Genomic DNA, 14176 nt, shown 5'->3' with positions numbered 1-14176 from the left:
GCTGCGCGACCGGCCCCGTCAGTCGACGAGGCCGGTCGTGCGCAGCCCCGCCACGGTCCCGCGCAACATGTGCACCGCAGCCGCGCGGGAGAGCACCCGCTCACCCGAGACACGTTCGGTCGCTCGCAGTTTCGCCGCCCGCATGACCGGGTAGTCCTGGCGGGCGCCCAGCCGCACCGCGAGCCGGTAGAGGGTGACGGTGTCGTCCTCCGCCCCTCCCACGGAATCGAGGTACTCCCCCATCGCGAGGGCCATCGTCGCGGCCTGCGGCAGGTCCCAGTACCCCGCGGCGCCGAACATCGCATGCTCGCCGGCCACGAGTGCCGACGCGAGGGGCCGTGCCGACGCACCGGACCCGCACGCCACGGCGCCGAGGAGCGCCACCGACAGCAGCATCTCCGATCCCGGGTCACGGGTGCCGTCGGGGATCCTGCGGATGAGCAGTTCGCCGGCGCGGATGTACCGGGCGCCATCGGGTTCGCCCCGCAGGCGTGCGATCTCCGCGCCACCGAGCATCATCGCCGCCACCACCTCGGGCCCGCCGTTCGGGTCGGGCGCATCCGGCGTCCACCCGTTCGCCAGTCGCCGGTACTGTTCCTCCGCCTCGTCGATCCTGCCCAGGCAACACAACGAGGCCACGAGGTAGCCGCGCGCCTGCCGGGCGTCCTCGTCGGCGCCGATCGATTCGAGTTGGGTTATCGCCCTGCGGTATCCGCGCTCGGCATCGTCCCACAGCGCCTGCTGCCCGTAGATACTGGACGTGGTCATCGCGACCAACGCGTCGAACCAGGGATCGGAGCCGTCCCCACTCGACCTGATGGTCGCGGAATCGGCGAGCGCTCCGACGAGGTCGCCGTTGTTCTCGCGCAGGTTCATCCGCAGGGCGAGCGCCGGAAGCCGGACCTCGGGCTCCGCGGCGGCCACCCCCGCGAGCACCTGCCGCATGATGGTGAACGACGAGTGTGCGAGGAACATGGCGCTGGCGAAGTCACCGGGCCGGCGCAGCGTGAGCTCCGCGCGATGCAGTCGGCGCAGCAGGACTCGGCCACGCGCCACCCGCCGGGAGGTCGGGTCGGTCGCGAGATCGGCGGCGCACGCGAGGATCACCGCCTGCCACCGCTCCCGCTCGGCCTCCGTCAGCACGGGCGGCGGGGCCGGCAGGGCTGCGAGTACCCGCTCACCCCAGTCCTGCAACTGTGCGTGCAACCCGCGCATCACCCATAGGCCCGCGATGAGCGGGAACACCGAGATCACCGTCGGGGCCGCGCGCTCGTCGCCGCCTTCCAACCGGGACACTGCGCCGCGCAGCACGAAGACGAGGTTCTCGAAATCGCCGGTCAGGCGGGCTATCACGGTGCGCCCACCCCCGGCGCGATAGGTCTCCCACAGATCGATCGCCGTGTTACGGGCCCAGGCCGCCATGGCCTCGTCCACGACGTCGAACTCGGACGGCGCACCCCGCGCGCCGGCGCCGCCGAGGCGCTCCTCGCCGAACTCGCGGACCGTCTCCAGCATGCGGTAGCGCGCGCGGCCCGCAGCCTCCGAGACGTGGAGCAGGGACTGGTTCACGAGGGAGGCCAGGGCGTCGTCGAGCCGGACGCCGGCCATGGACGCGACCCGTTCGGCGGCAGCGGCGTCGAAACCGGCTGGGAACCTGCACAACCGGCGCAGCGCGGTACGCGCGTCGTCGTCCAGGAGATCCCAGCTCCACTCGATCACGGCGTGCAGGGTGCGGTGCCGGTCCGGGGCTGTCCGGTCGGACGAGCGGAGCAGCGCGAACCGCTCGGAGAGGCGGTCCGCGATCTCCGCGACGGTCATGGTGCGCACGCGGGCCGCGGCGAGTTCGATGGCGAGCGGCAGGCCGTCCACGCGCCGGCACAACCTCGCGACCGCATCCGGGTCGAGATGCGCATCGGGACGCACCGCGAGCGCGCGCTGCCGGAACAGTTCCACCGCAGCGGACCCGGCACCCTCCGCACCGAGGACGGGGAGCGGGTACACCTGCTCGGCGCGGATCTGCAGCGGTGACCTGCTCGTCACCAGCACGGCCACCTCGGGGGCGGTCGCGATCAACTCCGCGACGAGCGCCGCGCACCCGTCGATCACCTGCTCGCAGTTGTCCAGCACCAGCAGGCACCGGCGATCGCGGAGCGTGGACAGCAGGAGTTCACCGAGGTCGCCGACCGCGACGCGGGGCCTCCCGTCCGCGCCGAACTCGGTCTCGGCGACACCGATCGCGCGAGCGACCGCGGCGACCACGTCCTCGGCGTCGCGCACGGACGCCAGCGGGACGTAGTGGACCTCGGTCCCCCCGGCGGCGACGGCACGGCCCACCGACTCGGCGACCCGGGTCTTCCCTACCCCGCCCGGACCGAGGACGGTCACGGCCCGGTGATCGACGACGGCGCGCCGCAGATCGGCCAGTTCCGCTTTCCTGCCGACCAGCGGCGTCGACTCCGCCGTGAGCCCCTGCGCGAGACCGAAGGGCCCTGCCGGCCCGCCGGATTCGCGTGTCGGCGCGGGGCCTTCCGCCGTCGAGGCGAGCAGCGCACGATGCACCCGTTCGGCCTCGTCGCCGGGGTCCATACCGAGCTCCGCCGCCAGGGTCCGGCGCAGATCCGCGTACGCCGCGAGCGCCTCGGCGGTCCGGCCCTCTCCCGCGAGGGCGCGCATGAGGAGGACCCGCGCGGGTTCGTCGATGGGGTCGTCGGCGACGCGCCGCTCGGCGAGCGCGCGAGCCGCCGAGTAGTCCCGTGACTCCAGGGCCGCCAGGGCGGCACGATTCTCGAGAACGTCGCGGGCGCGGCGGGCGCGGCGCGCGAGCTCTGCACCGGGTCCGTCGCCGACGATGTCGTCGCCGGGGACTCCCCGCCACAGCAGGAGGGCCCCGGGGTCGTCACCGGGACGCGACAGCGCGTCCTCGGCGCGCGCGAGGTCCGAGTCCGCGTCGGTCAGGCGGTATCCCGCCGGTCCCGCCTCGATCGAGGCGGGGGGAGGAGCTGGCGGAGTCGCGACACCTGCGTGTGGAGCGCCGCGTGCGGCGCCTTCGGCGGGGCGTCGCCCCACACCTCGTCGACCAGGCTGTCCGCGGACACGGCCCGCCCGTCCGCGAGGACGAGTGCGACGAGGAGCCGACGCGCCCGCAGTCCCGGCACGCCACGGCCGCCGACGGTGACCGGCCCGAGGACGCCGATCACCGGCGCCTTCGCGGGAGGGGCCGGATCGTCGCGCACCCGGACAGCGTAGCCGCGCCGCGAAGCCCTCAGCGGATGCGGAGTTTGCGCATCCAGCGCAGCACCTGAACGGTCTGCTGCGCGTACTGGTCGTAGCTCTGGCCGGGGCGGGTGCCGTAGACCTGCTTCTTCATCGTCGCGAGGTTCGTGGTGTCGGTGTACTTGAGCAGGCCGGCATCGCCGTGCCGGACGCCGACGCCCGACGCCTTCCAGCCGCCCGACGGTGTGCCCTTGCTCGCGAACGACGCAGCGAAGCCGTCGTTGATGTTGATGTTGCCGGCCTCGAGCTGCGCACCGATCCGGGCCGCCCGGCGAAGGTCCTTGGCCCAGACGCTGGCGTTCAATCCGTACCGGGTGTCGTTGGCGAGGCGGATCGCCTCGTCGTCCGAGGAGTAGCGGAACAGCGCCACGACGGGCCCGAAGGTCTCGGCCGTGGCGAGATGCATGTCCGGTGTGACGCCGGTGAGGATCGTGGGCGCGTAGAACGCCGGGCCCACGTCGGTCCGGGCGCGGCCGCCGCAGAGCACCGTGGCACCCTTCGCGCGGGCGTCCTCGACGTGCGCGGAGACGCGGCGCATCTGCTCTGGCGAGGCGAGCGATCCCATGTCCGGCTCGTAATCGTAGGTGGCGCCGAGTTCGAGCGCGCCCGCCGCGGCGACGAAGCGGCGCGCGAATTCGTCGAAGATGCTGTCGTGGACGTACATCCGCTCGATGTGCATGCACGCCTGCCCCGCGTTGGCGAACACGGCGAAGATCGCGCTGGGAACGGCTTCATCCAGGTCCACGTCGTCCAGGACGATCATCGGGTTCTTGCCGCCGAGTTCCAGGCTGCAGCCGATCAGGTTCTTGCCCGCGCGCTCGCCCACGGTGACGCCGGTGGCGCTGGAGCCCGTGAACATGACGAAATCCGAGTCGTCGATCAGCGCGGGCCCCACGTCGGGGCCCTGACCGCAGACCACCTGGAACAGTCCCTCGGGGGCGCCGGCGCGGCGCAGCAGCTCGACGCCGTAGAGCGCCGCGAGCGCGGTCTTGTTGTCCGGCTTGAGAACCACGCCGTTGCCGGCGATGAGCGCGGGGATCGCGTCGGAGAGGGCCATCGCGAACGGGAAGTTCCACGGCGCGATGACACCGATGACGCCCTTGGGCCGATGCAGCTCGACCGAGTTGCTCAGCACCGGGATCGGGCCGCCGCGCGTCCGGCTCCGCAGCAGCCGCGGCGCCGCCTTGAGGTAGTGGCTGATCACCATCGGCACGTCGCAGGACTCCTCGAACGCCATCCGGCGGTTCTTACCCGTGCCGCTCTGGATGAGGTCCACGAGGAGCTCGTTGTTCGCCAGGATCAGTTCGTGCAGTCTCCGGAACACCGCGAGGCGCTCCTCCAGCGGCCGCTGCGCCCATTCCTTCTGCGCCTCCCGCGCCGTGCCGAACGCGGCGGCCACGTCTGCGGGCGTGGACTGCGGGAGATCGGCGATCGGGGCGCCGGTGAACACCTCGGTCATGGTGAAGGGCTCGCGCGTACCGTCGGCGACGACGAGCCCGGTCAGCCGCTCGATCAGCTCCGCGGAGACGCGCGCGGGCAGGGTGTTGCGAACCTCGGTCGGTGAAGCCATAGCCGAACTCTAACCCACGAACGTAGAACTTGTTCTAGATTCGGGGCATGGGCACCGATCTGAATCTGGGCATCAACCTCGGCTACTGGACCCGCGGTCCCGAGGATCACACCGACGCGGTGATCGCGGCCGACGAGTTGGGCTACGACTACGTCTTCACGGCGGAGGCGTACGGCTCCGACGCGTTCTCCACGCTGGCCTGGTACGGCTCGCGGACGAAACGGATCAAGCTCGGCACCGCCGTGGCCCAGATCCCGGCCCGCACGCCCACCGCCACCGCCATGCACGCGCTCACCATCGACGGCCTCTCCGGGGGGCGCATGGTGCTGGGCCTCGGCGCGTCGGGGCCGCAGGTCGCCGAGGGCTGGTACGGGAACCCATTCCCGAAGCCACTGGCACGCACCCGCGAGTACATCGACATCGTCCGCCAGGTGATCGCGCGCGAGGCGCCGGTCACCAGCGCCGGGCCGCACTACCCGTTGCCGCTGCCGAGCGGCACCGGCCTGGGGAAACCCCTGAAGTCGATCGCGCTACCGGTGCGCCCGAGAGTGCCTGTCTTCCTGGGCGCGGAGGGCCCGAAGAACGTGGCCATGGCGGCGGAGATCGCCGACGGCTGGCTGCCGCTGTTCATCGATCCGACGCAGCTCGAAGCGGTCTTCGGCGAATCCCTCGCGGGGCGCCCGCCGGGATTCGAGATCGCGGCGACGGTGTCGGTGATCGTCTCCGACGACCTCGATGCGGCACTCGCGCAGGCGAAGATCCCGCTCGCGTTCTACATCGGCGGGATGGGCCACAAGTCCACGAACTTCCACCTGGACCTGATCGGCCGGCTCGGACACGCGGACGCCGCCGTCGAGGTGCAAGAGAAGTTCCTGGCCGGCGATCGCGCCGGGGCGATCGCCGCCGTCCCGGACGAGCTGGCCGATTCCATCGCCCTGCTCGGCCCGATCGACCGGATCGCGGAACGGATGCAACTCTGGCGGGACTCGCCCGTGACGACGGTGCTCTTCAGCGGCGTCCGGGACGAGCCGACGCTGCGTGCCCTCGCTACGGCTGCCCGAAGCTGAACGCGAGGTCCCACGGATCGAGGTCCCACCGGCCGATGGCCTCGGTCATCAGCGTGGGCACCACCGTGACGGTCTCCGGAGAGAACGGCGCGCTCATCGTCTGACTCGGTGCCGCCGGGTCGAGGAACGGCTCCCACAGCGTCGAGCCGGCGGGCGCCGGTGCCGTCTCCACGACCGAGACCCGCGCGGCACCGTCGGGCAGGACGGCGAAGAGGCAGAACGGCTGGTCCGGAGCCCCGATCCCGCCGCGCCGCACGACGAGGAACTCGTACTTGGCGGCGCAGTGTTCGACGGCCCGGGTGAGCACCTCTCGGAAGTCCTCGAAGGTCGCGCGGGAGGCCCGCCTGCGGGGTTCGGCGAGTTCGACGGTCTGCGCCTCCATGGTGAGCCCGTCGGCCGCCTGCACGGGGAACCGCGGCCGGATCACCAGCGCCGAGCCGTCCCCGGCGAGCTCCGCCGCCTCGCCGGACAGTCGCTCGCCCCGCGGGATCCGCGGCAGGCGGCCCGTCGCCTGGTTCTCCCGCAGCACCGCGTCGTTCGGGACGGACCACAGCCCCGTCGTCCCGTCGTCGCCCCACGTGCGGATCCGGCCGCCCACGCAGGGGCTGAGCTGGACGGCGGTCATCAGAGGTACTGCGCCGTCGACCCGCTCACCGGCATCGCGGGCATGCCCATCTTGCGGTGGTCCCAGCTGCGTACCCGGGCCCCGCGCAGCCGCACGGCCACCCGCTTGTTCATCATGGCGTCGATGGCCGGTTTGAGCTCCTCGGTGTACGGGCCGAAGTAGCGTTCGTACACCTGCACGCACACGGCGCGGACCGTCGCCTCGTCCTCGGCGATCTCGGCCTCGCCCTCGATCGCGACGCCGCGCAACTGGTCGTACGACTGCCCGGCCTCGATGGAGACACTCATCACCGGGTTCCGGCGCAGGTTCACCACCTTCTGCGATTTGGTCTTGGTCTCGATCCACACATCGCCGTCGAGGACGGCGTACCACATGGCCACGAGGTGCGGCACCCCGTTCGCGCCGACCGTGGCGATGGTCGCGGTGCGTTGGTGCTCGAGGAACTCGGCGATCTCCGCCTCGCTCATCTGGATCTGGCTGCGCTGGTTCTCTCCCATGGGTTCAGCGTGCCAGGTTCAGCCGGTCCACGGAGTCCTCGAAGTCGCCGACGAGCTCGGCCATGATCTCCGCGACGGGCCGCACGGCGTTCATCCGGCCCACGATCTGCCCCACCGGCATGGCCACCACGGAGGGGTCGCCGGAGACGCTGATGCGCTTGTGCGCCTCCCCCACCAGCAGGTTCTGCAGGGGCATCGGGAGGGCCGACGGTGCGCCGGGCTGCTCCCAGGCCTCGGTCCACCGCGTCTTGAGCAGGCGCGCCGGCTTGCCGGAGAAGATCCTGGTGCGCACGGTGTCGGCGCTGGTCGCGGCGACGAGCGCGTCCTGCATGGTGCGCGAACCACTCATGGTCTCCAGGTACTCGGTGGTGGTGAGCCAGTAGGACCCCATCCAGACCCCGTCGGCGCCCAGCGCCAGGGCGGCGGCGATCTGCCGGCCCGAGCCGATCCCGCCCGCGGCGACCACGGTGGCGTCCTCGCCCACCGCGTCGACGATCTCGGGCAGCAGGACCATCGAGGCGATCTCGCCGGTGTGGCCGCCCGCCTCATAGCCCTGGGCGATCACGATGTCCACCCCGCTCGCGACGTGGGACCGGGCGTGCGTGGCACGGCCGGCGAGCGCCGCGACCTTGACGCCCTTGTCGTGCGCGGCGTCGATCACGTCCTGCGGCGGAGACCCCAGGGCGTTGGCGATCAACGCGATCCGGTGCTTGAGCGCCACCTCGACATGGGACCGGGCCACCGAGTGCAGCCAGCCGAGCACCCCGGCACCGGCCTCGCCCTCGGGCAGCTCGGGCACCCCCAGTTCGCGCAGCGTGCGCTCGACGAAGGCGCGGTGCTCGGCGGGGATCAATTCGGTGAGATCACCGGCGCTGCCCTCGGTGGGCACCTTGTTCGGCATCACGATGTCGACGCCGTAGGGGCGTCCGTCGGTGTTGGCGTCCATCCAGTCGAGCACCGCTTCGAGTTCCTCGGCCTCGTTGAACCGCACGCAGCCGAGGACGCCGAGCCCTCCGGCGCGCGAGACGGCCGCCGCGACGTGCTCGGACGGGGTGAAGGCGATGACCGGGTATTCGATTCCCAGGTCGTCGCACAGGGGTGTACGCATCTGTTTCCTCCTGAAGACGGCTTACCTCCAAACTAGAACCTGTTACTGTTCCGAGAAGCGGATTTCCGCAATTGCCGACCCGTAGCCGGGATTTCTCATCACAGGAGCGCCCCATGTCCGACGACTCCCCGCACGCCCTCGTCGAGCAGCGCGGCCACACGCTGCTCATCACGATGAACCGCCCGCACGCGAAGAACGCCCTCACGGGCGAGATGCTCCAGATCCTCTCGGACTGCTGGGACCGCATCGACGAGGATCCCGAGATCCGCAGCGCCGTACTCACCGGCGCGGGCGGCGCCTTCTGCGCGGGCGCCGACCTGAAGAACATGGCGAAATCCGATCCGGGCACGGCGATGTCGGGCGGCGGCTGGGATCCGTCGAAGATCCCCGGCCTGATCAAGGGCCGGCGACCGGGTAAGCCGCTGATCGCCGCCGTCGAGGGCGCGGCGATCGCCGGCGGCACGGAGATCCTGCAGGGCACCGACATCCGCGTCGCGGCCCAGAGCGCCCGCTTCGGCGTCTCCGAGGCCAAGTGGAGCCTGTACCCGATGGGCGGCTCGGCCGTGCGGCTGCCGCGCCAGATCCCGTACACCGTGGCGGCGGAGCTTCTGCTCACCGGCCGCCACATCAGCGCGGCGGAGGCCAAGGAGTACGGGCTGGTCGGCCACGTGGTGCCCGACGGCGAGGCGCTGGACAAGGCGCTCGAGCTGGCCGAGCTCATCAACGCGAACGGCCCCCTGGCCGTGCAGGCCATGCTGCGCACCATGCGCGCCACGGAGGGCATGCCGGAGGACGAGGCCTTCGCGATCGACGCGAAAGAGGGCCTGCCCGTGTTCCTCTCACAGGACGCGAAAGAGGGGCCCCGCGCCTTCGCCGAGAAGCGCACCCCCGTGTTCGAGGGCCGCTGACGCACCCCGCTGCCTGACTTAACAGCAGTAGATCCCTGCTCTGACGGCTCCAGAGCGGGGATCTACTGCTGTTAAGTCAGGAAATGCGGTTCAGGCGTAGCGGGCGCGGAGGGCCTTCTTGTCCGGCTTTCCGAGCGGGCTGACCGGGATGGCGTCCACCACGTCGACGGTCTTGGGCGTGTACACCGCGCCCTTGCGCTCGCGCACCAGGTCGCGGAGGGCGTCCGCGCTGACCTCGGCGCCGTCGCGCGGCACCACCACCGCCTTGACCGCCTCACCCCACTTCTCGTCGGGCACCCCGATCACGGCGACCGAGGCCACCGACGGATGCGTCGAGATCACGTCCTCCACTTCCCGCGGAAAAACGTTGAAGCCGCCCGTGACCACCATGTCCTTCTTGCGGTCCACGATGTACAGGTAGCCCTCGTCGTCGAAGCGGCCCACGTCGCCGGTGTGCAGCCAGCCGTGCTCGGTGGCCTCCGCCGTCTGCTCGGGCTTGTTCAGGTAGCCCTGCATCACCAGCGGCCCGCGCACGCAGATCTCCCCCGGCTCGCCCGGCGCCGCCTCGCGGCCGTCGTCATCGAGCAGGGCGACGTTCACCCACGGGACGGGCTTGCCGCAGCTGGCCAGGCGTTCCGGATTCGACGGGTCGTGGTCGCCCCTCCGGAGTACGGAGATCGTCATGGGGCACTCGGCCTGGCCGTAGAACTGGAAGAACTTGGGGCCGATGCGGTCGACGGCCTCCGCGAGCCGGGTCGGCGAGATCGAGGACGCACCGTAGAACACGGTCTCCAGGCTCGACAGGTCGTAGTCGTCGAACCGGGGATGATCGAGCAACGCGTAGATCATCGTGGGCACCAACATGGTGGCGGTGATGCGGTACTTCTCGATCGCCGCGAGCACGGCCTCGGGTTCGAACCGGGGCAGCACCACCATCGACCCGCCGGTCATGGCGGTGGGATTCCAGAACGCGCCGCCCGCGTGACTCAGGGGTGCGCACACCAGGAATCGGATCTCCTCGGGCCACTCCCATTCCGTGCGCTGGATGCGCAGCAGCGCGGCTCCGCCGGCGTAGCTGAGCATGACGCCCTTGCTCTTGCCGGTGGTGCCGCCGGTGTACGCCAGGCTGGCGATGGACGACGGGTCCGCGGTGTGCGCCCGGAGCGGCGCGGGGTCGAACGCCGCGGCCGCGGCGGTCAGATCGGTCCCCACGTCCGTGGGTCCGAGTGACAGCAGCGTCTTCAGGCCGGGAACCCGTCCACGCAGGTCGGCGGCGCGTTCCTCGTAGAGCCGCGGATCGTAGATCAGCGTCTCGATCCCGGCGTCCTCCATCACGTACACGTGGTCGTCGAGCGAGCCCATCGGGTGCAGCGCGGCGAACCGCACCCCCGTGACGAGGTTGGCGGACTGAGCGATCAGCACCTCGTGCCGGTTGCCGGAGAGCATGGCGACAGGGCTCCCGACGCCCAGCCCGAACCGCTCGTACGCCTGGGCGTAGCGGCTGATCTCGTCGCGCATCTCGGCGTACGTGAGCCTCCGCTCGCCGCGGGCGTCGGTCACGTGCACCGCGGTCCGGTCGGGGTGGAGATCGAGCGAGCGGAGCAGGATGTCGCCCGCCAGCGGCTCCCGATGCAGGTCGTCCATGGGCACCTCGTAGTCGGTCGGAATGGGGTGTGCGAAGTGAGTCGCGCGTGATTCCACCGTAGGCGCAGAAGTCGTTTTCCGGCATAACCTTGCGCCAAAAAGTTAGAACATGTTTCACTCGATTGGTGACGGCCGAACCGCAGACGCTCTCAGCGCCGCTTACCCTGTCCTTCGACTACACCCGTTCGCTCGGGCCCGTACTCGGAGCGTTCATGACCAACCTGCGCGCGCGCCGCATCGTCGGCACGCGGGACGCGAGCGGACGGGTCCACGTGCCCCCGCTCGAGTTCGATCCGGACACCACCGCGCCGCTGACCGACGTGGTCGCCGTGTCGGACACCGGCACGGTGACGAGTTGGACGTGGAACGCGCACCCCGTCGAGGGACAACCCTTCGACCGGCCGTTCGCGTACGCGCTCGTCCGGCTCGACGGCGCGGACACGTCCCTGCTGCACGCGGTCGACGTGGCCTCCCCGGACCGGATCAGCACGGGCATGCGGGTCCGCGCCCGCTGGGCGGAGGAGCCCACCGGCGCGATCGGCGACATCCTGGCCTTCGAACCCGGTGAGGGAGACGGGATCCCGCCGGGAGAGGCACCGTCGGGCGACGCGGTCACCATGGTGACCACCCCCGTGAACCTGCACCTGCACCACTCCGCCTCGGAGCCCGAGACCCGGTACCTCCGGGCGATGGCCGAGGGGCGGCTGCTGGGGCAGAGGTGCAGCACGTGCGGCAACGTCTACGTCCCGCCGCGCAATTCGTGCCCGATCGACGGCATCCCCACCACGGAGGAGGTCGACCTGCCGGACACCGGCGTGGTCACCACCTTCTGCGTGGTCAACGTGCCGTTCCAGGGGCAGCGGATCAAGCCGCCCTACGTGGCCGCCTACGTGCTCATCGACGGCGCGGACATCCCGTTCCTCCACCTGGTCCTGGGCTGCGACGCCGCCGAGGTGCGGATGGGCATGCGGGTCCGCGCGATGTGGAGGCCGCGCGAGGAATGGACGGAGAGTCCCGGCAACATCTCGCATTTCGAACCGACCGGGGAGCCGGACGCCCCCTACGAGAGCTACGAGAGGCACCTGTAGATGACGGGCCGTACCTGCACCGATCCCGACGGCTCCGTCGCCGTCGTCGGCTACGCCGCCACGCCGTGGCGGCGGTCCGCGGAGACCACCACCAACGGCGTCGAGATGCTGATCCCGTTGTTCTCCGAGGTGTTCGCCCAGACGGGTATGACCAAGTCCGACATCGGATTCTGGTGTTCGGGGTCCTCGGACTACCTGGCGGGTCGGGCGTTCTCGTTCATCGCGGCGGTCGATTCGATCGGCGCCGTTCCCCCGATCAACGAATCGCACGTGGAGATGGACGCGGCCTGGGCCCTGTACGAGGCCTGGGTGAAGATCCGCACCGGCGAGGTCGACACGGCGCTCGTCTACGGGTTCGGCAAGTCCTCAGCGGGGATGCTGCGCCGGACCCTGACCATGCAGCTCGACCCGTACACGGTCGCGCCGCTCTGGCCGGATTCGGTGTCGGTGGCGGCGCTGCAGGCCCGCGCGGGCCTGGACTCCGGCGCCTGGTCCGAGGCCGACATGGCCGAGGTCGCCGCCCGCAGCCTGTCCGACGCCACGACCAATCCCGCCGCCCAGTTCTCCCGCACGGTGGACGCCGCGACGCTGCTCGCCGAGCCGATGTGGTCGGATCCGCTGCGCCGCCATGACATCGCGCCCGTGACCGACGGTGCCGCCATGATGATCCTGGCCTCGGCCGAGAAGGCGCGCGAGCTCCGGGAGAACCCCGCCTTCGTCACCGGCTTCGAACACCGCATCGACTCCCCCGCGATCGGCTCGCGCGACCTGACGGCCAGCCCCTCCACAGCGGCGGCCGCACGGGCTGCCGGCGCCGACGGCGCGGAGATCGCCGAACTGCACGCCCCCTTCACGCATCAGGAATTGATCCTGCGGTCGGCGATCGGGCTCGGCGACGCCGCGGCGGTCAACCCGTCGGGCGGTGTTCTCGTGGGCAACCCGATGTTCTCCGCGGGCCTCGCCCGGATCGGCGAGGCGGCCCGCGCGGTCTGGGAGGGCCGCGCCGGCAAGGTGCTCGCCCACGCGACGAGCGGCCATGCCCTGCAACAGAACCTGATCGCAGTGATGGAGGCCAAGTGACCGCGCACCGCACCGCCGTACTGGGCACCGGGCAGACCCACCACCGCGCCAAGCGCACCGACGTGTCGATGGCGGGGCTCATCCGCGAGGCGGTCGACCGCGCGCTCGATGACGCCGGGACCACGCTCGCCGACATCGACGCCATCGTGATCGGCAAGGCGCCCGACATGTTCGAGGGCGTCATGATGCCCGAGCTGTTCCTCGCCGACGCGCTCGGCGCCGTGGGCAAACCGCTTCTGCGCGTACACACCGCGGGGTCCGTCGGCGGATCCACCGCAGCCGTCGCCGCGGCCCTGGTCAAATCGGGCGTGCACCGGCGGGTCCTGACGGTGGCCTGGGAGAAGCAGTCCGAATCCAACGCCATGTGGGCCCTGTCCATCCCCGTGCCGTTCACGGTGCCGGTCGGCGCCGGCGCGGGCGGCTACTTCGCACCCCATGTGCGCTCCTACATCCGCCGCTCCGGCGCGCCCGCTCACGTGGGCGCGATGGTCGCCGTCAAGGACCGGCGCAACGGCGCGAAGAACCCGCTCGCGCATCTACAGCAATCCGACATCACCCTGGAATCGGTTCAGGCGTCCCAGATGCTGTGGGATCCCATCCGGTTCGACGAGACCTGCCCGTCCTCCGACGGCGCCTGCGCGATCGTGCTCGGCGACGAGCAGAGCGCCGCGGAATCCGAAGCCGTCACCGGGAAGCGGCCCGGGTGGGTGCTCGCGACCGCGATGCGCACCGAGCCCCTCGCATACGCCGGCCGCGAGCATGTGAGCCCCGAGGCGGGCCGGGACGCGGCCGCCGCGCTGTGGCGCGCCGCCGGCATCACCGATCCCCTGCGCGAGGTGGACGCCGCCGAGATCTACGTGCCGTTCTCGTGGTTCGAACCGATGTGGCTCGAGAACCTCGGTTTCGTCCCCGAGGGCGACGGATGGAAGCTCACGGAGAGCGGCGGCACCGAGATCGGCGGCGCGCTCCCCGTCAACCCGTCGGGCGGCGTGCTGTCCTCCAATCCGATCGGCGCATCGGGCATGATCCGCTTCGCGGAGGCCGCCAAACAGGTCATGGGACGCGCGGGCGACTACCAGGTCGACGGTGCGCGCACCGCCCTCGGACACGCGTACGGCGGTGGCTCTCAGTACTTCTCGATGTGGCTCGTCGGAGCTGACAAGCCGCAGTGACGGTGTGGCGCGGGCGTCGATCGAATCGCCGCCGCGTTCCGGATCTCGGGTTCCACGAGGGTCTGCCGCACGATCCTGCCGCGGACGGCCGTGGAACCCGAGGTCCGGGCCGTCGTGAGTGACCCCCGGCTTCCGGGCCGACTG

Annotated in this window: 12 protein-coding genes; 5 read left to right on the top strand and 7 right to left on the bottom strand. The window is 71.2% G+C overall.

Annotated features, from left to right (window positions below; genetic code table 11):
* Window positions 1-18: 18 nt before the first annotated feature.
* The 3 genes from BN39_RS08595 to BN39_RS08590 all read right to left on the bottom strand — a co-directional run bounded on the left by BN39_RS08595 (window position 19) and on the right by BN39_RS08590 (window position 4843).
* A complete protein-coding gene (locus tag BN39_RS08595) occupies window positions 19-3066 on the bottom strand; it encodes a BTAD domain-containing putative transcriptional regulator (RefSeq protein WP_051158862.1) in 3048 nt (1015 codons plus the stop codon).
* Window positions 2952-3197, bottom strand: a complete 246-nt coding sequence (locus BN39_RS24065; protein WP_371190629.1) for a winged helix-turn-helix domain-containing protein — start codon at window positions 3195-3197, stop codon at window positions 2952-2954. Before BN39_RS24065 ends, BN39_RS08595 begins: the two co-directional genes overlap by 115 nt.
* A 65-nt stretch (window positions 3198-3262) precedes the next feature.
* A complete protein-coding gene (locus BN39_RS08590; RefSeq protein ID WP_019201976.1) occupies window positions 3263-4843 on the bottom strand; it encodes a succinic semialdehyde dehydrogenase in 1581 nt (526 codons plus the stop codon).
* A 59-nt stretch (window positions 4844-4902) separates the two neighbouring features.
* Between BN39_RS08590 and BN39_RS08585 the strand changes: the two genes are divergently transcribed.
* On the top strand, window positions 4903-5910 hold the full coding sequence (locus tag BN39_RS08585; RefSeq protein WP_202803297.1) for an LLM class F420-dependent oxidoreductase: 1008 nt from the start codon (window positions 4903-4905) through the stop codon (window positions 5908-5910).
* Here BN39_RS08585 and BN39_RS08580 read toward each other — a convergent pair.
* Genes BN39_RS08580 through BN39_RS08570 form a run of 3 tightly spaced genes read right to left on the bottom strand, consistent with a single transcriptional unit; the run spans window position 5891 to window position 8140 of the window.
* Window positions 5891-6535 carry a hypothetical protein gene (locus BN39_RS08580; RefSeq protein ID WP_019201974.1) on the bottom strand — a complete coding sequence of 215 codons (645 nt, stop codon included), beginning with the start codon at window positions 6533-6535 and terminating at the stop codon, window positions 5891-5893. The two genes, BN39_RS08585 and BN39_RS08580, sit on opposite strands and share 20 nt — an antisense overlap.
* The gene (locus BN39_RS08575; protein WP_019201973.1) at window positions 6535-7032 is read right to left on the bottom strand and encodes a pyridoxamine 5'-phosphate oxidase family protein; all 498 of its coding nucleotides are present in this window, start codon (window positions 7030-7032) and stop codon (window positions 6535-6537) included. The genes BN39_RS08580 and BN39_RS08575 overlap by 1 nt, the downstream gene beginning before the upstream one ends.
* Before the next feature lie 4 nt (window positions 7033-7036).
* The gene (locus BN39_RS08570) at window positions 7037-8140 is read right to left on the bottom strand and encodes a nitronate monooxygenase family protein (RefSeq protein ID WP_019201972.1); all 1104 of its coding nucleotides are present in this window, start codon (window positions 8138-8140) and stop codon (window positions 7037-7039) included.
* 113 nt (window positions 8141-8253) lie between these two features.
* Between BN39_RS08570 and BN39_RS08565 the strand changes: the two genes are divergently transcribed.
* Entirely contained in the window at window positions 8254-9048 is a 795-nt protein-coding gene (locus BN39_RS08565) for a crotonase/enoyl-CoA hydratase family protein (RefSeq protein WP_019201971.1), read from the top strand.
* Window positions 9049-9138: 90 nt separating this feature from the next.
* Here BN39_RS08565 and BN39_RS08560 read toward each other — a convergent pair whose 3' ends face one another.
* Window positions 9139-10692, bottom strand: a complete 1554-nt coding sequence (locus BN39_RS08560; protein ID WP_019201970.1) for an AMP-binding protein — start codon at window positions 10690-10692, stop codon at window positions 9139-9141.
* Between the two features lie 125 nt (window positions 10693-10817).
* Here BN39_RS08560 and BN39_RS08555 point away from each other — a divergent pair, with 125 nt between their 5' ends.
* From BN39_RS08555 to BN39_RS08545, 3 genes are read left to right on the top strand one after another with little or no spacing between them, the layout of a single operon-like run.
* Window positions 10818-11780: a Zn-ribbon domain-containing OB-fold protein gene (locus BN39_RS08555; RefSeq protein ID WP_019201969.1), complete on the top strand. Its 963-nt coding sequence runs from the start codon at window positions 10818-10820 to the stop codon at window positions 11778-11780.
* A complete protein-coding gene (locus tag BN39_RS08550) occupies window positions 11781-12860 on the top strand; it encodes a thiolase domain-containing protein (RefSeq protein ID WP_019201968.1) in 1080 nt (359 codons plus the stop codon). It begins immediately after the preceding gene.
* Complete coding sequence (locus tag BN39_RS08545) at window positions 12857-14032, top strand: thiolase domain-containing protein (RefSeq protein ID WP_019201967.1); 1176 nt, start codon at window positions 12857-12859, stop codon at window positions 14030-14032. Before BN39_RS08550 ends, BN39_RS08545 begins: the two co-directional genes overlap by 4 nt.
* The last annotated feature ends 144 nt before the right edge of the window (window positions 14033-14176 follow it).

The organism is Tsukamurella sp. 1534, from assembly GCF_000312385.1.
GTDB lineage: Bacteria > Actinomycetota > Actinomycetes > Mycobacteriales > Mycobacteriaceae > Tsukamurella.
The sequence above is the reverse complement of the archived record's forward strand: the minus strand, read 5'-3'. Positions and strand labels throughout refer to the sequence as shown.

Coding starts and splice junctions, on each gene's coding strand:
- BN39_RS08590 (WP_019201976.1), bottom strand. CDS start 4,843: ATGGCTTCACCGACCGAGGTTCGCAACACCCTGCCCGCGCGCGTCTCC.
- BN39_RS08580 (WP_019201974.1), bottom strand. CDS start 6,535: ATGACCGCCGTCCAGCTCAGCCCCTGCGTGGGCGGCCGGATCCGCACG.
- BN39_RS08575 (WP_019201973.1), bottom strand. CDS start 7,032: ATGGGAGAGAACCAGCGCAGCCAGATCCAGATGAGCGAGGCGGAGATC.
- BN39_RS08570 (WP_019201972.1), bottom strand. CDS start 8,140: ATGCGTACACCCCTGTGCGACGACCTGGGAATCGAATACCCGGTCATC.
- BN39_RS08565 (WP_019201971.1), top strand. CDS start 8,254: ATGTCCGACGACTCCCCGCACGCCCTCGTCGAGCAGCGCGGCCACACG.
- BN39_RS08560 (WP_019201970.1), bottom strand. CDS start 10,692: ATGGACGACCTGCATCGGGAGCCGCTGGCGGGCGACATCCTGCTCCGC.
- BN39_RS08550 (WP_019201968.1), top strand. CDS start 11,781: ATGACGGGCCGTACCTGCACCGATCCCGACGGCTCCGTCGCCGTCGTC.